Raw genomic sequence first — 23,426 nt, 5'->3', positions numbered from 1 at the left:
GCCGGGCGCGCCCCGCTCATCCCGCGGTCCTGTGCCAGTCTGAAGCCATCACCGCCGTCGCCCCGGGTAGGTTCGCTGACATGGCAGGCACCAGCACGCACACCGTGACGAACCAGCCACCGCCGCTGGTCGACTACGACCTTTTCACCGCGGACCGGGCCCTGTGCGAGGCGGTCGAGCGGCACACCGATCCCGGCCTCGTCGACGAGGTGCGCGAGGAGCTGTCCGGGCTCGGCCGGACCTCAGGCTCGGCACAGGTACAGGAATGGGGGGTGCTGGCCAACGAGAACCCGCCGAGGCTGCGCACCCACGACCGTTACGGCCACCGCGTCGACGAGGTGGAGTTCCACCCGGCCTGGCACCGGCTGCTGGGCAAGGGCGTCTCGGCGGGGCTGACCACCGCCTGGGTGCGCCCGGCCGGGCACGTGCGGCGGGCGGCCGGGTTCCTGATCTGGTCCCAGGTCGAGGCGGGCAACGGCTGCCCGCTGTCCATGACCCACGCCGCGGTGCCCGCGCTGCGCACCGACCCGGAGCTCGCCGCCGAGTGGGAGCCCCGGCTGACCTCCACGATCTACGACCGCGAACTGCGGCCCGCCCACCTGAAGGCCGGTGCGGTCTTCGGGATGGGCATGACCGAGAAGCAGGGCGGCAGCGACGTACGGGCGAACACCACCGCGGCGACGCCGCTGGCCGAGGCCGGGACGTACACGCTGACCGGGCACAAGTGGTTCTGTTCGGCGCCGATGTCGGACGGCTTCCTGGTGCTCGCCCAGGCGTCCTCCGCAACGGGAGCGGGGGGCCTGACCTGCTTCCTGGTGCCCCGGGTCCTGCCGGACGGCACCCGCAACGTCTTCCTCATCCAGCGGCTCAAGGACAAACTGGGCAACCGGTCGAACGCCTCCGGCGAGGTCGAGTTCGACGGGACCTGGGCGCGCCGGGTCGGCGAGGAGGGGCGCGGGGTGCGGACCATCATCGAGATGGTCGCCGCGACCCGGCTGGACTGCGTCCTGGGCTCGGCGGGGCTGATGCGGCAGGCGGTGGCCCAGGCCGTGCACCACTGCACCCACCGGGAGGCCTTCGGCGGCAAGCTGATCGACAAGCCGCTGATGCGCAACGTCCTCGCGGACCTCGCGCTGGAGTCCGAGGCGGCCACCGCGCTGGCGATGCGGCTCGCCGCCGCCTGCGACGACGGGAGCGACCGGGAGCGGGCGCTGCTGCGCCTGGCGGTGCCCGCCGCGAAGTACTGGGTGACCAAGCGGTGCGCGCCGCTGGTGGTGGAGGCCGCGGAGTGCCTGGGCGGCAACGGCTACGTCGAGGAGTGGGGCATGCCGCGGCTGGTGCGCGAGTCGCCGCTCAACTCCGTCTGGGAGGGCGCGGGCAACGTCCAGGCTCTGGACGTCGTGCGGGCGCTGCAACGCGAGCCGGAAGCACTCGACGCCTGGCTGATCGAGGTCGGCCGGGCGCGCGGCGCCGACCACCGGCTGGACGCGGCGGTGAAGAACCTGCTGTCCGAGCTCGGCGAGCTGGAAGGCGTGGAGGGGCGCGCCCGGCGGCTCGTGGAACGGCTGGCGCTGGTCCTGCAGGGGTCGCTGCTGGTGCGGTTCGCGCCACCGGAGGTCGCCGACGCGTTCTGCGCCTCCCGGCTGGGCGGCGACTGGGGCTCGGCCTTCGGCACCCTGCCGTACGGGACGAATCTGGCCTCCGTGGTGGAGCGGGCCCGCCCGGTGTCCTGAAGGCGGCCGGTGTCCTGAAGGCGGCCGGTGTCCTGAAGGCGGCCGGCGGCCGGGAGCCGTCGTGGCGGTCCCCGGCGCGGGGGTGGTGCTGCGCCGACACGGCACCACCCCCGCCCACGGCCCGTTGCAGGCCACGGCGCCGCCTGGGCGACGCTGCTCAAGTTTCGGCCACCGCGGGTCCGTTCACCAGGGTTGCAAGAGGTTGCAACGTGCCGTGGCCGGTGCGCGGACCGTATGTCCGTGAGGCGTTCCGGGGGGCACCATGGAGCGGACAGCCGGACCGGAAACCGCCGTCCGGACCGCTTGACAACCGCTTGCTCGCCCGGCACCGCGTATCCGTCCCGCACCTGACCTCGCACCTGACCTCGCACCTGACCTCGTACGTGCCCCGCACCTGTCCCCGCACCCGTCCGGGAGGACTCCGTGGCCGACTCGTCGATGGACGTGACGCGGCTCGCCGCCATGGACGTGCCGCGGGCGGCGCGGATGCTCAGCGAGGTGCGCGCGGCCGCGCTCGCGGGCCGGCGCGCGCCCCTCGCGCCCCGTCCGGTGATCGAGCAGTCCTGGGGGCGCATGCTGCGGGGTGGCGTCGATCCCGACCGCGGTTCCCAGGGCGGGCTGCTGTCCCCCGAGGAAGTGCGGCGCAGACGGGAGGAGTCGCCGCTCGGGCAGGTCCTGCCGGTGCTGCGGCAGGGGCTGTTGTCGGTCGCGGACGTCGCCCGGCACATCATGGTGGTCGCCGACGCCGACGGGCGGGTGCTGTGGCGGGAGGGCAGTGCGGCCGTGCTGCGCAAGGCCGACGGGCTGGGCCTTGTGGTGGGCGCCGACTGGCGGGAGGACGTCGTCGGCACCAACGGGGTGGGCACCTCGGCGGTGGCGCGCCGGCCCGTCCAGGTCTTCGCCGGCGAGCACTTCGTCCGTTCGCACACCTCCTGGACCTGCGCCGGTGCCCCGGTCACCGATCCCCGGGACGGCCGGCTGCTCGGCGTGGTGGACGTCAGCGGGCCGCTGGAGACGATGCACCCCGCGACGCTGGCCTGGGTGGAGTCGGTGGCCGGACTCGCCGAGGCCCGCCTGAAGGAGCTGCACCTGATCGCGCTGGAGCGGCTGCGGGCCGAGGCGGCGCCGGTGCTGGCCCGGCTCGGCGGGCGGGCGGTCGTGGTGGACCGGGACGGCTGGACGGCCGCGGTGACGGGGCTGCCGTACACCCCGCGGGTGGGGCTGCCCACCGCGCTGTCGGCGGGCCGCCGGTGGCTGCCCGTGCTCGGCCTGTGCTCGGTGGAGCCGCTGGCCGGGGGCTGGCTGGTGCGCGCGGCCGACGAGCCGCCGCCGGGCGCCGTTCGGATCGTGCTGGACCTCACCCGGCCGCGCCGCTGGACGGTGACGGCCTTCGGCCAGGCGGGCTCCTGGTCGCGGGAACTGAGCCCCCGGCACGCCGAGTTGCTCTACCTGCTGGCGCTGCGCCGCGCCGGCCGCAGCGCCGCGGACCTGGCCGCGGGCCTGTTCGGCGACCCGTCCCGTACGGTGACGGTGCGGGCCGAGATGTCGCGGGTGCGGCGGTACCTGGGGGCGCTCCTGCAACACCGGCCGTATCGTTTCTGCGATGAGGCGGAGGTCGAGTTGCTGCTGCCCGAGGACCCGCGGGAGCTGCTGCCCCACTCGACGGCGCCGGCCGTGATCACGGGCCGGACATCGCCACCCATGGAATGAAAAGCGGCAAACTGCACCCGCATGTGGCATATTCAGCGTATCCAAGGGTGCATCTTCCGCATATTTGCGAGGTCTTCGACCCGTGCCACCCCGACTGCCGTAGCATCCCCTGTACGGGCCTCCCCACCTGCTCCTCGGTCAACGCAATGACCAACAGGCGCAGTTGGCCCGCCTCGGGAGGAGACATGAAGCAACGCGGCAGACACCGTCGGCGCAGGCGGGGCGCGGCGCTGCGCGCGGTCCTGGCCGGGACCGCCCTCGCGCTCACCGCGGCAGCCACCCTGATCAGCGCCTCACAGGCCACCGTCGCCGGCGACCCGGGCGCCCTGAAGCCGCTGCCCTCCTCCGCCCGGACCGGCGTACTGCGGCTCCAGGAGCACCTGACGCCGGCCCGCTCGCTCGACCGGCTCGCCTCGGCCATGGGCCGCCCGGTCGGCGTCGGCGCGGTCCTGGAGAGTGCCGACCGCACCCTGCGCGAGGCGGCCGACTGCTCCTCCGGGGAGCGGGAGTCACTGCCCGTCACCCCGGCGGCCACGGCGGCCTACTGCTGGGACCCGGCGGACACCACCGGCACCGCGGGCACCCTGTGGCGGCCGGTCTCGGTGACCACGTCCGGCGACGCGGACGACGACGGCATGTGGGGCGCCCACCGCGTGATCCTCGCGGGCTGGACGCACAGCACGACGACCGGGCCGGCCGCCGAGCGGGGCCTGGCCCGGGTCGCCTTCGTCGACACCGACGACCCGCGCCACCCGGTCTACCGCTGGGTGCTGCTGGTCGTCCCGGACGCCGGGGGCCGCGACTACCGGGGGCTGGCCTCACCCGTCTCCGGCATGGTCTGGTACCAGGACAAACTGCTCGTCACCTCCGGCGCGGGCGCGGCCGAGGCGCTCTACGTCTACGACATGAACCGCATCCAGCGCACCACCGTCGACGGCCCGGCGGTCGGCCGGGTGCCCGGCGGCTGGTCGGCCGGCGGCTACGGCTATGTGATGCCGGCCGTCGGTTCCTACCGCTTCCCGGCCGGACGCTGCTCCGCCGCAAAGAGCGGCACCCCCTGCCCGGGCGGCCTCTCCCTGGACCGGGGGTCGGCACCCGACAGTCTGGTCGTCAGCGAACGGACCCCGGCCGGCGGCGACCGGGACGCCCGTCTGTGGCGGTACGCCTTCAGCGTGGACCCCGCGCGCGGCGGCCTGCTCGCCGCGGACCCGCTCGGCCGGGTGGACGCCGTCGAGGCGTACCGTACGGGGGCTTCCGGCATCCGGGGCGTGCTGTCCTACCGTCCGGCCGGCTCGGCGCGGTCCACGTGGTACATCGGGCATCCGCCCGGGGACATGGACGGCCACGGCACCCTCTGGCGGCAGGACACCGACGGCGCGAAGGCGGCGCACTGCGGCTCGGACGGCAGCCACCACTGCTGGGCCGAGGGTGCGGGCTCGCTGTCCTACTGGCAGCAGACGGGCGCGGTGTGGTCGGTCACGGACCGCATGCTGTTCTCCCTGCCCTTGGCCTCGATCGACAGGTCCCTGGGGTAGATGATTCCCTGACGCCCATGAGCAGCGTCATGGTCACCACCTGGTCCCTCGAGCAGACGTCCCCGGACGACGCCCTCCCGGCCGCCGTGCCCGACGGCGACGTGCGGATCGTCCGCTCCGAAGTCCCCTCCCCCGAGTTCAGCCGCTTCCTGTACGCCTCGGTCGGCGGCGACATCCGCTGGACCGACCGGCTGACCTGGAGCTACGACCGGTGGCGGGAGTACCTGGGCAGGCCGGGCGTGGAGACGTGGGTCGCCTACGACCGGGGCACCCCGGCCGGGTACGTGGAGCTGGACCCGCAGGACGAGGGAGTCGTGGAGATCACGTACTTCGGGCTGATCCCCGCCTTCCGCGGCCGGCGCATCGGCGGTCATCTGCTGACCCACGGCACGGCCCGGGCGTGGGACCTCGCCGACCGGTGGCCCGGGCGGGCGCCGACGAAGCGGGTGTGGCTGCACACCTGCAGCAAGGACGGCGAGTTCGCCATGGACAACTACCTGCGGCGGGGCTTCCGGCTCTTCGACACCAAGGTGGAGGAGGAGCGGGAGGTGCCGGCGCCGGGACCCTGGCCGGGGGCGTAGCGGCCGGCAGCCTGCCGCACCCGGCGCGGTGCCCGTGACGCCGCGCACATGACACAGATCACAGTGTCCACCATTCGGGACAAGCGTGTCCAGCATGCGGATTACGGTGGACTGGCCGGAGATCCCCATGACACGCTTCCGTCATGTCTGGAACTGGAATCGCCTTGGTGAGTCGGCGGCACGTCGACCTCGGCCGCATGTCCAGCGCCATCTGTCCGGCGAGCTGACCGCACCGGCGACGCCGACAGTCCCGACTTTTCCCTCCCCCTGCGCAACGATGCGCACGTATGCCCTATTGCGCCCGTACGCGCAGGTCAGAGCCGCATTCGCCTGTTCCCGAAGGACATCACACCATGGCCGCCACCCCGCAGAACCCTGCCGCCTCCGCGCCCCGCCGCAAGGTGAGTCGTCACCGCGGTGAGGGTCAGTGGGCCGCGGGTCACTTCACCCCGCTCAACGGAAACGAACAGGTCAAGAAGGACGACGACGGTCTCAATGTGCGGACACGCATTGAGACGATCTACTCCAAGCGCGGTTTCGACTCGATCGACCCCAGCGACCTGCGCGGACGTATGCGCTGGTGGGGGCTCTACACCCAGCGCAAGCCCGGGATCGACGGCGGCAAGACCGCGATCCTGGAGCCAGAGGAGCTGGACGACGAGTACTTCATGCTGCGCGTCCGCATCGACGGCGGCGCGTTGACCACCCGGCAACTGCGGGTGATCGGCGAGATCTCGCAGGAGTTCGCGCGCGGCACCGCGGACATCACCGACCGGCAGAACGTCCAGTACCACTGGATCCGCATCGAGGACGTGCCCACCATCTGGGACCGCCTGGAGGGCGTGGGCCTGTCGACGGTCACCGCCTGCGGCGACACCCCGCGTGTGATGATCGGCTCCCCGGTGGCGGGCATCGCCGAGGACGAGATCATCGACGGCACCCCCGCGCTGGAGGAGATGAAGCGCCGGGTCCTGAACAACAAGGCGTACTCGAACCTCCCCCGCAAGTTCAAGACGGCCATCTCCGGGTCGCCGCTGCTGGACGTGGTGCACGAGATCAACGACGTCGCGTTCGTCGGCGTGCGCCACCCCGAGCACGGCCCCGGCTTCGACGTGTGGGTCGGCGGCGGTCTGTCCACCAACCCCAAGCTCGGTGTGCGGCTGGGCGCCTGGGTGCCCGTCGAGGAGGTCCCGGACGTCTACGAGGGCGTCATCTCGATCTTCCGTGACTACGGCTACCGCCGGCTGCGCAATCGGGCCCGCCTGAAGTTCCTCGTCGCCGACTGGGGCGCGGAGAAGTTCCGGCAGGTGCTGGAGGACGAGTACCTGGGCGGGCGCAAGCTGATCGACGGGCCCGCTCCCGAGCAGCCCGTCCAGCAGTGGCGCGACCACATCGGCGTGCACCGGCAGAAGGACGGCCGCTTCTACGTCGGCTTCGCGCCGCGCGTGGGACGCGTCGACGGCGGCACGCTCACGAAGATCGCCGATCTCGCGGAGGCCCATGGCTCGGGCCGGGTCCGCACCACCGTCGAGCAGAAGATGATCATCCTCGATGTCGAGGAGACGCGGGTCGACTCGCTGGTCGAGGCCCTGGAGGCGCTGGACCTCACCGCCAGGCCGTCCACGTTCCGGCGCGGCACGATGGCCTGCACCGGTATCGAGTTCTGCAAGCTCGCCATCGTGGAGACCAAGCAGCGCGGCTCGCAGCTGATCGACGAACTCGAGCGCCGGATGCCGGACTTCGACGAGCCGATCACCATCAACCTCAACGGCTGCCCCAACGCCTGCGCGCGTATCCAGGTGGCGGACATCGGTCTCAAGGGGCAGCTGGTCCTGGACGATGACGGCAACCAGGTCGAGGGCTACCAGGTGCACCTCGGCGGCGCGCTGGGCCTGGAGGCCGGCTTCGGCCGCAAGGTGCGCGGGCTGAAGGTCACCGCGGAGGAGCTCCCCGACTACGTCGAGCGCGTCCTCAAGCGTTTCCAGGCCGAGCGCGAGGACGGCGAGCGGTTCGCCGTCTGGGCGGCCCGGGCCGGCGAGGAGGCACTGTCATGAGCGAGCGGGCGGCCCCCTTCTACTGCCCCTACTGCGGCGACGAGGACCTGCGTCCCGGGGACCAGGGCCACGGAGCCTGGGAATGCGCGGCGTGCAACCGCGCATTCCAGCTGAAGTTCCTCGGGCTGCTGGCCCGGGGACTGCAGCGAGCCGACAACGGAGGGGACGATCGGATATGACGACCGCTCAGGAAGAACGTACCGCCGAGGAGCTGAAGGCGCTCGCCGAGCAGGCGGGCCGTGACCTGGAGGACGCCTCCGCCCTGGAGATCCTCCAGTGGGCGGTGGACACCTTCGGCAAGGGCTTCTGCGTCACCTCCTCCATGGAGGACGCGGTGGTCGCCCACCTGGCGTCCCGCGTCCTGAAGGGCGTGGACGTCGTGTTCCTCGACACCGGCTACCACTTCCCCGAGACCATCGGCACCCGCGACGCGGTCGAGGCCGTGATGGACGTCAACGTCATCACCCTCACCCCGAAGCAGACGGTCGCCGAACAGGACGCCCAGTACGGCCCCAGGCTGCACGACCGCGACCCCGACCTGTGCTGCAGGCTCCGCAAGGTCCAGCCCCTGGAGGAGGGCCTCGAGGGCTACCGGGCCTGGGCGACGGGCCTGCGCCGCGACGAGTCCCCGACCCGGGCGAACACCCCGGTCGTCGGCTGGGACGACAAGCGCGGGAAGGTGAAGATCTCCCCGATCGCCCGCTGGACCCAGGACGACGTGGACGCCTACGTCGCCGAGCACGGCGTGCTGACCAACCCGCTGCTGATGGACGGCTACGCCTCCGTCGGCTGCGCCCCCTGCACCCGCCGGGTCCTGGCGGGCGAGGACGCCCGCGCGGGCCGCTGGGCGGGCCGCGCCAAGACCGAGTGCGGACTGCACGGCTGACCATGACCGCGAATTCCGCGAACTCTCCGACGAACTCTCCGACGAACAAGGAGACCCACGTGACGACCGGAGCCACCGTCTGGCTCACGGGTCTGCCGAGCGCCGGCAAGACCACCATCGCCCACGAGCTGGCCGGCCGGCTGCGCGAGGAGGGCCACCTCGTCGAGGTGCTCGACGGCGACGAGATCCGCGAGTTCATCTCGGCGGGCCTCGGCTTCAGCCGCGAGGACCGGCACACCAACGTGCAGCGGATCGGCTTCGTCGCCGAACTGCTGGCCCGCAACGGCGTCACGGCCCTGGTCCCGGTCATCGCGCCGTACGCGGACAGCCGGGACGCGGTACGCAAGCGGCACCAGGAGAACGGCACGGCGTACCTGGAGGTGCACGTGGCGACCCCGGTCGAGGTGTGCTCGGTACGCGATGTGAAGGGGCTGTACGCCAAGCAGGCAGCGGGCGAGCTGACGGGACTCACGGGCGTCGACGACCCGTACGAGGAGCCCGAGTCGCCCGACCTGCGCATCGAGTCGCAGCACCAGAGCGTGCCGGAGTCCGCGGCCTCCGTGTACGCCCTGCTGAGCGAAAGGGGACTGGCATGACGACCGTCACCAGGGTCAAGGAGGGCGACGAGGGCACGGACAGCCCGTACGCCCTCAGCCACCTGGACGCGCTGGAGTCCGAGGCGGTGCACATCTTCCGCGAGGTGGCGGGCGAGTTCGAGAAGCCGGTGATCCTGTTCTCCGGCGGCAAGGACTCCATCGTCATGCTGCACCTGGCGCTGAAGGCGTTCGCGCCCGCGCCGGTGCCGTTCTCGCTGCTGCACGTGGACACCGGACACAACTTCCCCGAGGTGCTGGAGTACCGCGACCGGACCGTCGAGCGGCACGGACTGCGCCTCCACGTGGCCTCGGTGCAGGACTACATCGACCGCGGCGTGCTCAAGGAGCGTCCCGACGGCACCCGCAACCCGCTGCAGACCGTCCCGCTGACGGAGAAGATCCAGGGCGAGCGGTTCGACGCCGTCTTCGGCGGCGGACGCCGGGACGAGGAGAAGGCCCGCGCCAAGGAGCGGGTGTTCTCCCTGCGCGACGAGTTCTCCCAGTGGGACCCCCGCCGGCAGCGCCCCGAGCTGTGGAACCTGTACAACGGCCGCCACGCGCCCGGCGAGCACGTCCGCGTCTTCCCGCTCAGCAACTGGACCGAACTGGACGTCTGGCAGTACATCGCCCGCGAGGGCATCGAGCTGCCGCAGATCTACTTCGCGCACGAGCGGGAGGTCTTCCAGCGGGCCGGCATGTGGCTGACGGCCGGTGAGTGGGGCGGCCCGAAGGACGGCGAGACCGTCGAGAAGCGGCTGGTCCGCTACCGCACCGTCGGGGACATGTCCTGCACGGGCGCGGTGGATTCGGACGCCGTGACGCTGGAGCAGGTGATCGCCGAGATCGCCGCGTCCCGGCTGACCGAGCGCGGCGCCACCCGCGCCGACGACAAGCTCTCCGAGGCCGCGATGGAAGACCGCAAGCGCGAGGGGTACTTCTAAGCATGAGCACGACGACGACCGAGGCACTCTCGGCCACCACCCTGCTGCGGTTCGCCACCGCGGGCTCCGTCGACGACGGCAAGTCCACCCTCGTCGGCCGGCTGCTGCACGACTCCAAGTCGGTCCTCGCCGACCAGTTGGAAGCCGTGGAGCACGCCTCACGGAACCGCGGCAAGGACGCACCCGACCTCGCCCTCCTCACCGACGGGCTGCGCGCCGAGCGCGAACAGGGCATCACCATCGACGTGGCCTACCGCTACTTCGCCACCCCGCGCCGCCGGTTCATCCTCGCCGACACCCCCGGCCATGTGCAGTACACCCGCAACATGGTCACCGGCGCCTCCACCGCCGAACTCACGGTCATCCTGGTCGACGCCCGCAACGGCGTCGTCGAGCAGACTCGCCGGCACGCGGCGATCGCCGCCCTCCTGCGCGTCCCGCACGTGGTCCTCGCCGTCAACAAGATGGACCTCGTCGACTTCCAGGAGTCCGTGTTCGCCGCGATCGCCGAGGAGTTCACGGCGTACGCGACCGAACTGGGCGTCCCGGAGGTCACCGCGATCCCGATCTCGGCGCTCACCGGCGACAACGTGGTGGAGCCGTCCGCGAACATGGACTGGTACGGCGGCCCGACCGTGCTGGAGCACCTGGAGACGGTCCCGGTCAGCCACGACCTGAGCCACTGCCACGCGCGCCTGCCCGTGCAGTACGTGATCCGGCCGCAGACGGCCGAGCACCCCGACTACCGGGGCTACGCGGGCCAGATCGCCGCCGGTTCGTTCCGGGTCGGCGAGGCGGTGACGGTGCTCCCGTCCGGCCGTACGTCCAGGATCTCCGGCATCGACCTGCTCGGCGAACCGGTCGACGTCGCCTGGACCACCCAGTCGGTGACGATCCTCCTGGAGGACGACATCGACATCTCGCGCGGCGACCTGCTCGTGCCGACCAAGGACGCCCCGGCGACCACCCAGGACATCGAGGCCACGGTCTGCCACGTCGCCGACGCCCCGCTGACCGTCGGCCACCGGGTGCTGCTCAAGCACGGCACCCGTACGGTCAAGGCGATCGTCAAGGACATCCCGTCCCGTCTCACGCTCTCCGACCTGTCCCTGCACCCGCACCCGGGACACCTCGCCGCCAATGACATCGGCCGGGTGAAGATCCGCACCGCCGAGCCGCTGCCGGTCGACTCCTACGCCGACTCGCGCCGCACCGGCTCCTTCATCCTGATCGACCCCAGCGACGGCACCACGCTCACCGCGGGCATGGTCGGCGAGTCGTTCGCTTCCCCGGAGCCCGTCAAGGACGAGGACGGGGACGACGGGTGGGACTTCTGACATGACCTGCACCGACTACTACTCCACGTTCGCGAAGGAGGGCGGCCGCGTCGGCAGCGGTGCCATCGGCAGCGGACAGGGCGGAGTGACGCGATGTGCGCGCTGACGTCCGCGCACTGCCCCGCGCGCCCGCACCCCGCACCGCCGTAGACGCAAGCCCGCCGAACTCCCGGCCACGACCTGAGAGACCGTGACCGCCGGGCCTCCGAGAGGAACACCTCCCGTGCCTGCACCGACCGCCCTCCGCCGCAGCCTCGCGGTGGCAGCCGTGCTGCCTCTGCTGGCCCTCGCCGCCTGCGGGTACGGCTCCGAGGCCAAGGACACCGACACCGCCGAGGTCGCCGCCGGGGCGGAGAAGACCGACGGCCTCGACTCCGTGAAGATCGGGTACTTCGGGAACCTGACCCACGCGACCGCGCTGGTCGGCCGTGAGCAGGGCATCTTCCAGAAGGAGCTCGGGGCGACCAAGGCCTCGTACGCCACCTTCAACGCCGGCCCGTCCGAGATCGAGGCGCTCAACTCCGGCTCCATCGACATCGGCTGGATCGGCCCGTCCCCGGCGATCAACGGCTACGCCAAGTCGGACGGCAAGAACCTGAGGATCATCGGCGGTTCGGCCTCCGGCGGCGTCAAGCTGGTCGTCGACCCGAAGAAGATCAAGTCCGTCGCGGACGTCAGGGGCAAGCGGATCGCCACGCCCCAGCTCGGCAACACGCAGGACGTGGCGTTCCTCAACTGGGCCGCGGACCAGGGCTGGACGATCGACCCGCAGACCGGCAAGGGTGACGTCACGGTCGTCCGCACGGACAACAAGATCACCCCGGACGCCTACAGGTCCGGCTCGGTCGACGGCGCGTGGGTGCCGGAGCCGACCGCGTCGAAGCTGGTCGCGGAGGGCGGCAAGGTACTGCTCGACGAGTCGGCGCTGTGGCCGGAGAAGAAGTTCGTGATCACGAACATCGTCGTGTCGCAGAAGTTCCTCACGGCACACCCGAAGGCCGTCGAGGCCGTGCTGAAGGCCTCCGTCGAGACGAACAAGTGGATCAACGCCAACCCGGACGCGGCGAAGAAGGCGGCGAACAAGCAGCTGGCGGCCGACTCCGGCAAGGCGCTGCCGGCCGAGGTCCTGGACCCGGCCTGGAAGTCGATCCGGTTCACCGACGACCCGCTGGCGTCCACCCTGAACACCGAGGCGGAGCACGCGGTCAGGGCCGGCCTGCTGGACAAGCCGGACCTCAAGGGCATCTACCACCTCACCCTGCTCAACAAGGTCCTCGAAGCCGAGGGCGCGAGCACCGTCGACGCCGCCGGTCTCGGCACCGACTGACGCAAGTCCCCGATGAGTCCCCAGGAGGTGACGAACATGGCCACGATCCTCGCCGAGGCCGCGGAGTCCGTCGAGTGCGCGGCTCGCATCGAGCACGTCTCGAAGTCCTTCGCGGTACCGGGTGGGCAGCAGCTCGTCCTGGACGACATCAGCATCGATGTCGCGCCCGGCGAGTTCGTCACCCTCCTGGGCGCCTCGGGCTGCGGCAAGTCCACGCTGCTGAACCTGGTGGCCGGCCTGGACAGGCCGACCACCGGCGCCATCACCACGGACGGCCGCCCGGCCCTGATGTTCCAGGAGCACGCCCTCTTCCCGTGGCTGACCGCGGGCAAGAACATCGAACTCGCCCTGAAGCTCAGGGGAGTCGCCAAGAACGACCGGCGCGACAAGGCCGAGGAGCTGCTCGAGCTCGTCCGGCTCGGGGGCGCGTACGGCAAGCGGGTGCACGAGCTGTCCGGCGGTATGCGCCAGCGCGTGGCGATGGCCCGCGCGCTGGCGCAGGAGAGCAGCCTGCTGCTGATGGACGAGCCGTTCGCGGCCCTGGACGCCATCACGCGGGACGTGCTGCACGACGAGCTGACCCGGATCTGGGCGGAGACGGGGCTGTCGGTGCTGTTCGTCACGCACAACGTGCGCGAGGCGGTACGGCTGGCCCAGCGGGTCGTCCTGCTGTCGTCCCGCCCCGGCCGGATCGCGCGCGAGTGGACCGTCGACATCCCGCAGCCGCGCCGCATCGAGGACGCGCCCGTGGCCGAACTGTCCCTCGAGATCACCGATGTACTGCGTGGGGAGATCCGCCGTCATGGCCAGCACTGAGACACCGCAGGTCCAGGACGCGGGAAGCGTCGAGGCGGGGCTCGACGCGCTGGAGACCTCGGCCACCGGCCGTACGCCCTTCCGGCAGACCCTCGTCCAGAAGATTCTCCCTCCCCTCACGGCGATCGTGCTGGTCCTGTTGATCTGGCAGGGTCTGATCACCTTCGGGATCGTCGACGACCCGACCAAGCTGCCCTCGCCGGGCGACGTCTGGCACGTCGTCCGCCGGTCGTGGCTCGAGGGCACCCTGCTCGGCTACATCTGGACCAGCGTCTCGCGCGGGCTGCTGGGCTTCTGCCTCGCGCTGCTCATCGGCACCCCGCTCGGCCTGGTGGTGGCGCGGGTGAGGTTCGTGCGCGCGGCCATCGGCCCGATCCTGTCCGGACTCCAGTCGCTGCCGTCGGTGGCGTGGGTGCCGCCGGCCGTGATCTGGCTGGGGCTGAACAACTCGATGATGTACGCGGTGATCCTGCTCGGCGCGGTGCCGTCCATCGCCAACGGCCTGGTGTCCGGCGTCGACCAGGTGCCGCCGCTGTTCCTGCGGGCGGGCCGCACCATGGGCGCGACCGGGCTGAGGGGCACCTGGCACGTCACCCTGCCCGCCGCGCTGCCCGGCTATGTAGCGGGCATGAAGCAGGGCTGGGCCTTCTCCTGGCGGTCGCTGATGGCCGCGGAGATCATCGCCAGCTTCCCCGACCTGGGCGTGGGTCTCGGCCAGCTGCTGGAGAACGCCCGCACCGCCAGCGACATGGCCATGGTGTTCGAGGCCATCCTGCTCATCCTGTTCGTCGGCATCGCCATCGACCTGCTGATCTTCAGCCCGCTGGAGCGGTGGGTGCTGCGCAGCCGCGGTCTGCTGGTGAAGGGCTGAGTCCGGCATGCGCACGCACCGCCCCGCCCTCGTCGTCATCGCGCACGGCAGCCGCGACCCGCGGCACGCCGCGACGGTGCACGCCCTGGTGCGGCTGGTGCGGTCGCTCAGGCCGCACCTGCGGGTGGAGACCGGGTTCCTCGACTTCAACGTCCCGTCCGTGCTCGGGGTGCTGGAGTCGCTGGCGGCGGAGGGTGTACGGGATGTCGTGGCCCTGCCCTTGCTCCTGACCCGCGCCTTCCACGCGAAGGCGGACATCCCGGCGGTCCTGCGGGACGCGCCGCCGCGGCTGCGGATCCGGCAGGCGGAGGTGCTGGGCCCCTCCCCGCTGCTGCTGGCGGCGCTGGAACGCCGGCTGTACGAAGCGGGACTGACACCCGCCGACAAGTCCTCGACCGGGGTCGTGCTGGCCTCGGCCGGGTCCACCGACCCGGAGGCGAGCGCAGTGATCGCTGATATCGCGCGGGAGTGGCGGCACACCGGTTGGTGCGCCGTGCGGCCTGCGTTCGCCTCCGCCGCTTCTCCCACGGGCATCCCGCGCACCGAGGACGCCGTGCGCGAACTGCGCGCCCTGGGCTGCGCGAAGGTCGCGGTCGCGCCGTACGTACTGGCCCCCGGCTTCCTGCCGGACCGCATCGCGCGCGGCGCGGCCGAGGCGGACGTACTGGCGGGTGTGCTCGGTCCGGCTCCGGAGGTGGCACGGGTGCTGCTGGAACGGTACGACGCGGCGCGCCACCCGGCGCTGGCGGCTGTCGGCGCCTGACGGCCGGGGTCCGCGGTCCGGCGCTCCCCTGTGACGCCGGTCCGCGGACGGCCCGGGGCACGGCGTCCGGCTGTGGCCAACCTTCTTTCCGTGCCCGGTACTTGGTACTGCGTTTCGTGCGGCGGAAGTGTCACAGCAGCGGGATGCGCGGCAGCGCCCAGCCGAAGGACGGCGAGCCACGGGGCCGAACCGCGCCGCGCCGTGCGGGTTGACCTTGCCCCTGGGGCAGGGAGCAGGGTCTGGCACATGGACGACTTCTACCTGCGGCAGACGCCGTACAGCGACCCGGGTGACCTGGACGTCGACGGCCTGCCGCGTGACGCGGGGGAACTCGCCGGCCTCGTACGTGACCTGATCATCCACCGGAGCGAGGGCGAGCGCTTCGGCTGGACCGTGCCGACCGCACGGCTGCACGAGGACGTGGAGACCAGATACGTCACCGGACTGCTGCGCGTCCTGCGCGCACGCGGGGACGGGCCGCTCACCGAACGGCGCCCGCCCGAGCAGCGGTTCGTGGGCACCTGCCGGGACTTCGCGCTGCTGCTCTGCTCGCTGCTGCGGGCCACGGGAACGCCGGCGCGGGTCCGCTGCGGCTTCGCGACGTACTTCACCGACGGGTTCCACGAGGACCACTGGGTCACCGAGTACCGCACGCCGCAGGGGAGGTGGCGGCGGGCCGACGCGCAGGTCCACCACGGGTGCGACCTGCCCTTCGACCCGATGGACGTACCGGCGGACCGGTTCCTGGTGGCCGGGGACGCCTGGCGGGCCTGCCGGGCGGGACGCGCCGACCCGCGGACGTTCGGGGTGCCCTGGCTCGACGGGGTCAGGGGGCTGTGGTTCGTCCGCGCCGACGTGCTGCGCGACCTCGCGGCCCTGCACGGGGTGGAGCTGCTCCCCTGGGACGAGTGGGGCCCCGGGATCCAGGACGACGCGTCGCTCACGGCGGACGACGTGGCCCTGGTCGACGCCGTCGCCGCCGCGCGCTCCGAGGAGGAGCTGCACCGGCTGTACGAGGACCCGCGGCTGCGGGTGCCGGACGTGATCACCTCGCACACCACCCATGGCGGCCCACGCAGGGTCAGGCTCGCGGAGCGGTCAGCTCCACCAGCTTGAGCACGGTGTTCCAGTTCCGGCTGGTGGCGATCACCCCCTTGGTGCCCCGCGGCCGGGACAGGGCCTCGGCCAGCTTGGAGCGGCCGAGGCCCTCCGGGGCGTACAGGTACAGCGCACGGTCGCCGAGGCGGAACTCCTCGGGGAGGTGGGCGGCCGGGTCGATCTCCGCGAAGCGCTCCGCGGTGACGGGCGAGGAGAAGTAGGTGACGTGCACCTGCTTGGCCGCCAGTTCGGCGGCGGGGAACGGGCAGCCCTCCGCCACCGCCCTCAGGTAGGCGTGGCTGCGCACGATCACGTCCACGGAGAAGCCGAACCGCTGCTGGAGCGCCCGCGTCAGCTCGGCGGCCAAGGACTCCTCGTCGCCGTGGCCGGAGGCGAAGACGGCCTGCCCGCTCTGCAGGTAGGTGCGGACGCCGTCGTGGCCGAGACCCGTCATCAGCTGTCGCAGGTCGGCCATCGGCAGCTTCCTGTTGCCGCCCACGTTGATTCCCCGCAGCAGCGCCGCATACGTCGTCATCCCGACACCATAGAGCGGCCGGCGTGCCCGGACACCCTGATCACCGCCCCCGAGGGCGCGGACAGAGGTAAGGGCCCGTTGTCCTCCCCGGCGGCGAGGGGACCTCGTCGTACGTGGGCGACCGGCTGAGCGTCTGATCCCGCCCGTCGACGTGAGGGCCCGCTGGTCTCCCGGGGGAACCAACGGGCCCTCGCCGTGCCCCGGTGAGCGCGGACGCCTCCGGCGAGCGGATGTGGACCGGGGGCAGCGCGGGGTCGGCGAGGGCCCGGGTGCCGGTGGGCAGCATCCAGTCCCCCAGGGCCGGCCGGACCATGTTCTGACGCCGCAGCAGGAAGGCGACGAACGCGGCGGCCTCCTTCTTGTGCGGGCTGTCGGCGGCGACGGACAGCGTCTGCGGGCTGACGCCCTGGGTGAGCCCGTCGGCGCCCGCCGGTGCGGGCAGCACCTGCCAGTCGAAGCCCTTGGGCGCCTGCTGGGCTATCTGCTGCCGGTAGGAGAAGCCGAGCGTGACCATGGCGTACCTGCCGCCGAAGAAACCGGGCAGCGTGTCCGAGCCGCCGCTGCCCAGGGTCGAGGCGGGCGCACTGTGGTCGGGGCCGGCCTGGTCGTGGATGGTGCGCGGCACCACCTGTTCGGCGGCTCCGAAACGACCTCGGGCATGGCCCACGGGACGATGGCGAGGGCGCGGGCGAGGGCGCGCAGCCGTAACTCCTGGTTCAGCAGCAGGGCCAGGCCGAGCGCCAGCAGGAACTGCGGCACGGTCACCCCGACGGCCCACACCAGCCCGATCCGGAACGACTCCCGGAACAGGGTGTCGTGCAGCAGGTCCCGGAAGTTGAGGGCGCCGGTCCACCGCGTGGGCGCGGTCCGGCCCGACTGCGCGTCCGTGAAGGCCAGCAGGATGCCGTACAGCAGGGGCCCGACGCTCAGGACCAGGATGGGCATCAGGGCGGGCAGGACGAGGAACCAGGCGCCGCGGTCCGGGGCGCGCCGCGGCGACCGCCCGGTCTCCACCGCCAAGGTCACGGAATCAGCCCCTTTGTCGCGACGCGGTTGGCGTGTTCATGTTCGTGAAGGCGTGGTGTTCCGTCAAGGGACCGCGCACACGGCCCGACCTGTGGGAATGCGAGACTGGTCGAGACCGGCGCAGGACGGGTCAGGACACGGAGGCGGACGATGGACGAGGCGCGGGCGCGGGACGTACTGACCGCGGCCGGGGTGCTGCCGGGGACGGCCGGGGACGCGCGGCTGCTCGCCCTGGGCGAGAACGCGGTGTTCGCCGCCGGTGACCTGGTCGTCAAGGTGGGGCGCGACGCCGAGCTGCTGGACCGGGCGCGGCGGGAGCTGGACGTCGCGGCCTGGCTGGCCGCGGCGGGTGTGCCGGCCGTGCGGGCGGCCGAGCCGGAGGCCCGGCTGGTCGAGGGGCACCCGGTGACCGTGTGGCACCGGCTGCCCGATCCCGTGCGGCCCGCCGAGCCGCGGGATCTGGCCGGACTGCTGCGGATCGTGCACGCACTGCCCTCCCCCTCCTTCACCCTTCCGCCGCGCGATCTGCTGGGCGGTGTGGAACGCTGGCTGCGGCTCGCGGGCGACGCGATCGACCCGGCGGACGCGGCGTATCTGCGCGAGCGGCGGGACGGGTTCACCGCGGCCGCGGCGGCGCTGACGCCCCGGCTGCCGCCGGGACCCATCCATGGCGACGCGCTGCCCCGCAATGTGCACGTCGGCCCCGAGGGCCCGGTCCTGGTGGACCTGGAGACCGTCTCGGCCGATCTGCGCGAGCACGACCTGGTGGTCATGGCCCTCTCCCGGGACCGCTACGGTCTGCCCGCCGAGGCCTACGACTCCTTCACCGACACCTATGGGTGGGACGTGCGGGAGTGGGACGGCTGCCCGGTGCTGCGCGGCGCCCGGGAGACGGCCAGCTGCGCGTGGGTGGCCCAGCACGCACCGGCCGGCCCCAAGGCGCTGGCGGAGTTCCGCCGCCGGGTGGCGTCACTGCGGGACGGGGACGAGACGGTGCGGTGGTATCCGTTCTGAGCGGGTCGCGGCGGGAGCGCGACAGGACCTGGAAGCCCGATGAAGATCTTGCTCCGGCCGCCCGGCTCGCCCTGGATTGCCGGTAAATGTCAATCGCCGTGAACCGGCGCAAGCCGGGCGCGATTTCAAGATCTTCAGGACGCTTCTAGGCGGGGCCGCTCCGCGTCAGTTCGCGCAGCGGCCACACCCCGTCCACCACCGCGTCCGCGTCTCCCTTCCGGCGCAGGAAGCTCTGGAAGTCCGCCGCCCACTCGGCGTACCACTCCACCTGGCGGCGATGCAGCTCCGCCGGGCCGAGGGCCGCGATCTTCGGGTGGCGGTCGGCTATCGCGGAGGCCAGACGGGCCGCGGCGAGGGCGTCGGCGGTGGCGTCGTGGGCGGAGTCGAGGACGACGCCGTACTCGGCGCAGACCGCTTCGAGGTTGCGCTTGCCGCGGCGGTAGCGGTCGGCCTGCCGGTCGATGGTGTACGGGTCGATCACCGGGGCGGGGTCGAGGCCGCCGAGGCGGTCGGCGAGCGAGGGCAGGCCGTGGCGCCGCAGTTCGGCGGAGAGCAGGGTGAGGTCGAAGGCCGCGTTGTAGGCGACGACCGGCACGCCCGTCCGCCAGTACCCGGTGAGGACGTCCGCGATGGCGTCCGCGACCCGGTCGGCCGGCGCCCCCTCGGCCGCGGCGCGTTCGTTGCTGATGCCGTGCACCGCCACCGCGTCGGCCGGGATCTCCACGCCGGGATCGGCCAGCCACTCCCGGCGCCCCATGGGCTGTCCGGCCCTGACCTCGATCACGGCCCCCGTGACGATGCGCGCCTCGCGCGGATCCGTCCCGGTCGTCTCCAGGTCGAAGCCGATCAGCAGCTCCCGGTGCCAGCCCATGGGCGGCCCCCCTTCTCGGTGGTGCGTTCCCCCGGTGATCTCTCAGTGGCTCCACCTTCGCACGCGCCACTGACAATCCGAGGGCCGCGTTCCGCTCACGGCCGGGGACGGTTCAGGACACCGGTCGCGAATCCGCCCACGCCAGCTCGAATTCCTCGCGGTATGTCGCGAACAGCCCGCCTTCGCCCGTGTCGTCCGACCTGACCACCCGGTCGCCGTTGCGCAGCACCAGCACCGGCGACTCCATCCCCCGCGCCCCGCGCAGATAGGACTGCACCACCGCGAGGCCGTCGGCGCCGTCGCCGTCGACGAGGTAGGCCGTGAAGCGCGGCGTCTCGTCGTAGACCTGGATGGCGAAGGCGTCCGGGTCCCGCAGCCGGGACCGCACCCGGCGCATGTGCAGGATGTTCATCTCGACGGACCGGCTCAGTTCGCCCCGTTTCATCCCCAGTTCCCGTTCGCGCCGCTTCACCGCGCTGGAGGCGGGGTTGAGGAAGAGCAGCCGGACCCGGCAGCCGGACTCGGCCAGCCGCACCAGCCGCCGTCCGGAGAAGTTCTGCACGAGCAGGTTGAGGCCGATGCCGGTGGCGTCGAGGCGGCGGGCACCGCCGAAGAGGTCCTCGGCCGGGAACTGGCGCATCAGCCGCACCCGGTCGGAGTGCACGGCGACCACGTCCGCGTACCGGTCGCCGACCAGGCTCTCGACCGCGTCGACCGGCAGCCTTCGCGCGGACGGCACGTCGCCGCTCGTGCCGAGCATCTCCAGCAGCCGGGCGGAGGCCCGTTCGGCCTGGTTCAGGACGGCCTCGGACAGGGCCCGGTTGCGGGAGACGACGTTGCGGGTGACCTCCAGCTCGTCCAGGGCGAGTTCGACGTCCCGGCGTTCGTCGAAGTACGGCGCGAAGCACGGCCAGTGCTGCACCATCAGCTCGCGCAGCTGGGGCAGCGTGAGGAAGCTGAGGACGTTGTCGTCGGCCGGGTCGAGCAGATAGCCCTTGCGGCGGCTGACCTCGCGCACGGCGGCCGCGCGCTGCACCCACTCCTGGCCGGCCGGGCCGGCCGCGGCGACCACCCAGTCGTCGCCGTGGACGGGTTCGTAGACGGGCCGCAGCACGGCGGCCACCACCGCGCGCAGCCGCTGTTCGACGAGGTTCAGCCAGATGTAGGCCCGCCCGGCCCGCTGGGCGCGGGTGCGCACCTCGAGCCAGGCGTCGGCGTCCCAGTCCAGTTCCGGCCCGATGGATCCCGCCGCGTCCATCGGCCGCGCCAGGGACACCGCGCCGGGCGGGACGTCCGTGGAGTTCCCCTCGTGACCCTCGTCACCAGGGGGCAGCTCCAGCCCTCCCGAGCCCACCCGCGCACCGCCTTCCGCTCCCCCGAGCTCTCCCCGTGCCAACGATCAAGGAAGGGTACTCCGCAAGCGGTCGGCGGTGCAGCCGGATGGACAGGTCGTTTCTCAACTGCGCGGCCTCCAGTGGCCGTTCTGCCAGGCGAGCTCGTCCGGAGTGAGCGGATTCATGGCCGTGACGTCGCGCGGGGCGATGGCGAATCCCTGCCAGTGGATCGGCATGGGCTGCTGGTCCTCGTCCCGGGCGATGTGGTGGAAGCCCACGTTCATCCACACGATCGGGTGGGTGAGGGTCTGGCCGTTGACCCATGTGTCGACCGACTTGCCCGTGCCGGCCGGGCAGTTGCCCGGGTTGTTGCTGGCGAACTGCTCGCACTTGTCGTACTGGGTGAAGTACACGTCGTGCTTGGTGAAGCTGCGGCCCGGGTACCGCGTGGTCGGGCCGGGGACGATCTCGTACGAGCGTGCGTGGCCGTCCTTGTTCTTGCCGGTCGCGCTGACCACCCGCCACCAGCGGTAGGCCTTGGCGTCGCCCGCGAGTTCCTTGGTGACCTTGGTGCGGGTGGTCTTCGCGGTCGGGGCCTCCTGGCCGTGGGCGGGGGCGCTGACCGCCGAGTCGTACTGCTCGACCTTCGTCTTGGAGGAGCCGTCGAGGCCGAAGTCCAGCCGCCAGAAGACGTTGTGGCTGTGGCTCGTGGCGTAGGCCTTGGCGCCCTTGCCGATGGGCCAGCCACGGCCGTCACCGGCGTCGTAGTCGTCGTAGGAGAGGCTGCCGGTGGCCCCGACGTTCATGTCGACCGTGCCGTCGTCCTGGAAGCGCCACTCGGTCATGTACTCGTACCAGCCGACCTGGTTGACCGTGTAGACGAGCAGGTCCTTGCCCTGGGCCTGGAAGACCTTGTTCGCGGTGTCGCCCTGCATGCGGTAGGCGTGGCCGCGGGAACGGGTGGTGGTGCACAGGCCGCTCACGTTCGGGTGCGCCGGGTCCCAGGCGTCGGGGACCTTGACGGTCTTGATGGTGCCGCCGGGGCACTCGCCGGGCGCCAGGTTCACCAGGCCCTGGGCGAAGCCGAAGCCGGTCAGGTCGTCGTACTCGACGCTGCCGTCGTCGTAGGGGACGTCGATCTGGGCGAGGCGGGCGCTGTTGAGGACCTGGATCGGCTTGGTCTCGCCCTTGGGCTGGTAGGAGACGTGCTCCAGGACGAGACCGGCCTTGCTGTCGTAGCGCCAGCACATCCGCCAGGTGGTGCCACCGGAGAGCTTCTGCTCGATCTTGTAGGCGGCGCTGCAGTCGGCGGCCGCCGCCGGGGCCGCCTTCGGCTGGGCGACGGCCGGTCCGGCGCCGGCCGTGGCGCCGGCGGCCAGCGCGGCCACGGTGAGGCCGACGGCCGCCCGCTCGCGGGCACGGCTGATTCTCTTGACGCGCATGAGGAGATGACTCCCTTGCAGGAGGAGCAGGTGGAAAATGGACGAGTCGTCCGGACCGCGTGTCCGGAGGGCGGCTCAGCCGCGGTCGAGCTCGGCGACCTTGCGGGCGCTCAGGTCGATGATCAGCGACCTGGCATCGATCCACGGACCGTTCTTGACCTTCGGGAACAGCCGCACGCAGCGGTGTTCGCCGCACTTGTCGAGCACGGCGGGCTGTGCACCCGCAGTGGCCCGGTAGACCGCGCCGTTGTACAGCATCTGGTCCGGGGAGGTGAGCTCCTTGCCGGTGGCGTCCTTGTAGTCCGCCCTGAGGCCCGCGCCCAGCGGGTCGGCGATGAGGAGCTCGGCCGCCTGCACGTTCTCGGCCCGGCTCAGCGGCGGCTGGACGCCGTGCTGGGTGCCGGACCGCTCGACCTTGCCGGTGTCGAGGTTCACCGTCTTGGTGATCAGCGCGTCGCTCTTGTAGTCGTAGAACGTCACATCGGCCCGGCGCGGTGCGTCCGGGTCGTCCAGCTCGTCGTTCTCCGGGTCGGCGAGGTCCACCGTGAGGCGCTGCGGCCCGCGGCCCCCGCCGACGTTCTCGCCCGCCGCGAGCAGCTGCCCGCTCGCGGCGATCCGCTCCGCCCGCCGGAGCTCGTCGTCGGTCAGCGGGTCGCCGCCGGTGCCCTTCTCGCCCTCGGCCGGCGCCTGCTGGACGACACCCGGCCGGGCGGCGCCGTTCGCCTGGTCCCGGCCCGGCTGCCGGCCGCTCTGCGTACCGCTGCCGTTCGCCCCGCCCGACTCGTCCGCCCCCGCCGTGCCCGGCAGGGTGATTGCGATCATCACGGCGGTCCCGGCCACCGCGATGGCGGTGCCGGCCACCACCTTGCCCAGATGGCGGCGCACTGTCTCGCGCACGTCTTCCCCCTGCTCCCCCTGGTCCATGGGAGTATTTCTGCCCCACTGTTTCGGCACAC

The 23,426-nt window shown here is 72.2% G+C and carries 22 protein-coding genes and 2 pseudogenes; 17 read left to right on the top strand and 7 right to left on the bottom strand.

Annotated elements, in window-relative coordinates:
* Nucleotides 1-80: 80 nt before the first annotated feature.
* The 16 genes from ABZX30_RS03340 (at nucleotide 81) to ABZX30_RS03265 (ending at nucleotide 16,266) form a co-directional block, all read left to right on the top strand.
* The gene (locus ABZX30_RS03340) at nucleotides 81-1,733 is read left to right on the top strand and encodes an acyl-CoA dehydrogenase family protein (protein ID WP_355928192.1); all 1,653 of its coding nucleotides are present in this window, start codon (nucleotides 81-83) and stop codon (nucleotides 1,731-1,733) included.
* Nucleotides 1,734-2,156: 423 nt separating this feature from the next.
* Nucleotides 2,157-3,443 (top strand): GAF domain-containing protein, encoded by a 1,287-nt coding sequence (locus ABZX30_RS03335; RefSeq protein ID WP_355928189.1) that lies wholly within the window; start codon nucleotides 2,157-2,159, stop codon nucleotides 3,441-3,443.
* Nucleotides 3,444-3,628: 185 nt separating this feature from the next.
* Entirely contained in the window at nucleotides 3,629-4,978 is a 1,350-nt protein-coding gene (locus ABZX30_RS03330) for a hypothetical protein (RefSeq protein WP_355928186.1), read from the top strand.
* Nucleotides 4,979-4,995: 17 nt separating this feature from the next.
* Complete coding sequence (locus ABZX30_RS03325) at nucleotides 4,996-5,559, top strand: GNAT family N-acetyltransferase (RefSeq protein ID WP_355928184.1); 564 nt, start codon at nucleotides 4,996-4,998, stop codon at nucleotides 5,557-5,559.
* Between the two features lie 143 nt (nucleotides 5,560-5,702).
* Nucleotides 5,703-5,786 carry a putative leader peptide gene (locus tag ABZX30_RS03320; RefSeq protein ID WP_309486338.1) on the top strand — a complete coding sequence of 28 codons (84 nt, stop codon included), beginning with the start codon at nucleotides 5,703-5,705 and terminating at the stop codon, nucleotides 5,784-5,786.
* A gap of 126 nt (nucleotides 5,787-5,912) precedes the next feature.
* Nucleotides 5,913-7,613: a nitrite/sulfite reductase gene (locus ABZX30_RS03315; protein WP_355928181.1), complete on the top strand. Its 1,701-nt coding sequence runs from the start codon at nucleotides 5,913-5,915 to the stop codon at nucleotides 7,611-7,613.
* The gene (locus tag ABZX30_RS03310; RefSeq protein ID WP_355928179.1) at nucleotides 7,610-7,792 is read left to right on the top strand and encodes a hypothetical protein; all 183 of its coding nucleotides are present in this window, start codon (nucleotides 7,610-7,612) and stop codon (nucleotides 7,790-7,792) included. Before ABZX30_RS03315 ends, ABZX30_RS03310 begins: the two co-directional genes overlap by 4 nt.
* The gene (locus ABZX30_RS03305; RefSeq protein WP_355928176.1) at nucleotides 7,789-8,499 is read left to right on the top strand and encodes a phosphoadenylyl-sulfate reductase; all 711 of its coding nucleotides are present in this window, start codon (nucleotides 7,789-7,791) and stop codon (nucleotides 8,497-8,499) included. Before ABZX30_RS03310 ends, ABZX30_RS03305 begins: the two co-directional genes overlap by 4 nt.
* Nucleotides 8,500-8,558: 59 nt before the next feature.
* Nucleotides 8,559-9,095: an adenylyl-sulfate kinase gene (gene cysC / locus ABZX30_RS03300; RefSeq protein WP_355928175.1), complete on the top strand. Its 537-nt coding sequence runs from the start codon at nucleotides 8,559-8,561 to the stop codon at nucleotides 9,093-9,095.
* Entirely contained in the window at nucleotides 9,092-10,036 is a 945-nt protein-coding gene (cysD, locus tag ABZX30_RS03295) for a sulfate adenylyltransferase subunit CysD (RefSeq protein ID WP_355928172.1), read from the top strand. The genes cysC and cysD overlap by 4 nt, the downstream gene beginning before the upstream one ends.
* 2 nt (nucleotides 10,037-10,038) lie before the next feature.
* Nucleotides 10,039-11,373 carry a GTP-binding protein gene (locus ABZX30_RS03290; RefSeq protein WP_355928169.1) on the top strand — a complete coding sequence of 445 codons (1,335 nt, stop codon included), beginning with the start codon at nucleotides 10,039-10,041 and terminating at the stop codon, nucleotides 11,371-11,373.
* 223 nt (nucleotides 11,374-11,596) lie between these two features.
* Nucleotides 11,597-12,700, top strand: a complete 1,104-nt coding sequence (locus tag ABZX30_RS03285) for an aliphatic sulfonate ABC transporter substrate-binding protein (protein ID WP_355928167.1) — start codon at nucleotides 11,597-11,599, stop codon at nucleotides 12,698-12,700.
* Nucleotides 12,701-12,736: 36 nt separating this feature from the next.
* Nucleotides 12,737-13,516: an ABC transporter ATP-binding protein gene (locus ABZX30_RS03280; RefSeq protein ID WP_355928164.1), complete on the top strand. Its 780-nt coding sequence runs from the start codon at nucleotides 12,737-12,739 to the stop codon at nucleotides 13,514-13,516.
* Complete coding sequence (locus tag ABZX30_RS03275) at nucleotides 13,503-14,387, top strand: ABC transporter permease (protein WP_355928161.1); 885 nt, start codon at nucleotides 13,503-13,505, stop codon at nucleotides 14,385-14,387. Before ABZX30_RS03280 ends, ABZX30_RS03275 begins: the two co-directional genes overlap by 14 nt.
* Before the next feature lie 7 nt (nucleotides 14,388-14,394).
* Nucleotides 14,395-15,150 carry a sirohydrochlorin chelatase gene (locus ABZX30_RS03270; protein ID WP_355928160.1) on the top strand — a complete coding sequence of 252 codons (756 nt, stop codon included), beginning with the start codon at nucleotides 14,395-14,397 and terminating at the stop codon, nucleotides 15,148-15,150.
* Nucleotides 15,151-15,396: 246 nt separating this feature from the next.
* Complete coding sequence (locus ABZX30_RS03265) at nucleotides 15,397-16,266, top strand: transglutaminase-like domain-containing protein (RefSeq protein WP_355928157.1); 870 nt, start codon at nucleotides 15,397-15,399, stop codon at nucleotides 16,264-16,266.
* Here ABZX30_RS03265 and ABZX30_RS03260 read toward each other — a convergent pair.
* From ABZX30_RS03260 to ABZX30_RS03250, 3 genes and pseudogenes are all read right to left on the bottom strand, one after another.
* Entirely contained in the window at nucleotides 16,232-16,783 is a 552-nt protein-coding gene (locus tag ABZX30_RS03260) for a DUF1697 domain-containing protein (protein ID WP_355928156.1), read from the bottom strand. The two genes, ABZX30_RS03265 and ABZX30_RS03260, sit on opposite strands and share 35 nt — an antisense overlap.
* Before the next feature lie 40 nt (nucleotides 16,784-16,823).
* Nucleotides 16,824-17,432 (bottom strand): annotated as a pseudogene (locus tag ABZX30_RS03255) (extracellular solute-binding protein); the annotation flags it as partial.
* Nucleotides 17,429-17,809: pseudogene (locus tag ABZX30_RS03250) on the bottom strand (sugar ABC transporter permease); the annotation flags it as partial. The pseudogenes ABZX30_RS03250 and ABZX30_RS03255, both read right to left, overlap by 4 nt.
* A gap of 150 nt (nucleotides 17,810-17,959) precedes the next feature.
* Between ABZX30_RS03250 and ABZX30_RS03245 the strand changes: the two are divergent.
* Nucleotides 17,960-18,823, top strand: coding sequence for an aminoglycoside phosphotransferase family protein (locus ABZX30_RS03245; protein ID WP_355928153.1), 864 nt, complete (start codon nucleotides 17,960-17,962; stop codon nucleotides 18,821-18,823).
* 145 nt (nucleotides 18,824-18,968) lie between these two features.
* On the opposite strand, the gene ABZX30_RS03240 is transcribed toward ABZX30_RS03245, so the two are convergent.
* The 4 genes from ABZX30_RS03240 to ABZX30_RS03225 form a co-directional block, all read right to left on the bottom strand.
* A complete protein-coding gene (locus tag ABZX30_RS03240) occupies nucleotides 18,969-19,694 on the bottom strand; it encodes a 3'-5' exonuclease (RefSeq protein WP_355928151.1) in 726 nt (241 codons plus the stop codon).
* Nucleotides 19,695-19,806: 112 nt separating this feature from the next.
* Entirely contained in the window at nucleotides 19,807-21,048 is a 1,242-nt protein-coding gene (locus tag ABZX30_RS03235; RefSeq protein ID WP_355928148.1) for an SAV2148 family HEPN domain-containing protein, read from the bottom strand.
* Between the two features lie 102 nt (nucleotides 21,049-21,150).
* On the bottom strand, nucleotides 21,151-22,470 hold the full coding sequence (locus ABZX30_RS03230) for a copper amine oxidase (protein WP_355928146.1): 1,320 nt from the start codon (nucleotides 22,468-22,470) through the stop codon (nucleotides 21,151-21,153).
* Nucleotides 22,471-22,545: 75 nt separating this feature from the next.
* Nucleotides 22,546-23,367, bottom strand: a complete 822-nt coding sequence (locus ABZX30_RS03225; RefSeq protein WP_355928143.1) for a Tat pathway signal sequence domain protein — start codon at nucleotides 23,365-23,367, stop codon at nucleotides 22,546-22,548.
* Nucleotides 23,368-23,426: the final 59 nt, after the last annotated feature.

The organism is Streptomyces sp. NPDC004542, from assembly GCF_040610035.1.
Classification (GTDB): domain Bacteria; phylum Actinomycetota; class Actinomycetes; order Streptomycetales; family Streptomycetaceae; genus Streptomyces.
This window is presented reverse-complemented; position numbering and strand designations above follow the sequence as displayed.